This is a genomic window from Kiloniella spongiae, assembly GCF_001026905.1.
Taxonomy (GTDB): Bacteria; Pseudomonadota; Alphaproteobacteria; order Kiloniellales; family Kiloniellaceae; genus Kiloniella; species Kiloniella spongiae.
On record NZ_LAQL01000058.1, the window covers coordinates 1 to 470 of the forward strand.

The window sequence follows — 470 nt, forward strand, 5'->3', positions numbered from 1 at the left end:
TGAAGCCATCAAGGCGGATGGCACGGCGCGCCCTGAAGCGCGGATCTGGGCCTTGAACAAACAGTCTGACCGATCAGACAACACCATTACCTACAGCTACACCGAAGATCAGACCAACGGCTCGTACCGCATCAATCGTATTGATTACGGCGGTAATGCGACTGCGGGCACCACAGCCACATCCTCTGTGCGTTTTGTTTATGAAGACCGCACGGATATCCGCACCTGGTATCAGGCTGGGGCAAAGATCACCCAGGATAAGCGTCTGAAGAATGTGCAGACATACGAAGCTGAAACGCTCGTCGCGGATTACAAGTTAGGCTATGTGAATGTAGGTAATTTGTATCCATCCAAACTGGTTGAAATCACCTATTGTGGTGTTAACGAAAATTGCTTAAAGCGATTAACAATCACCCAAGAGAATGTAGCAGAGGAATTCACAGAATCACTTGTTTCAAACAGTTGGGGAA

The 470-nt window shown here is 48.5% G+C and carries 1 protein-coding gene; it reads left to right on the forward strand.

From position 1 onward, the window contains the following. Positions 1 to 470: hypothetical protein (locus tag WH96_RS22210; RefSeq protein WP_047766188.1), on the forward strand; the 470-nt coding region annotated here is incomplete at both ends.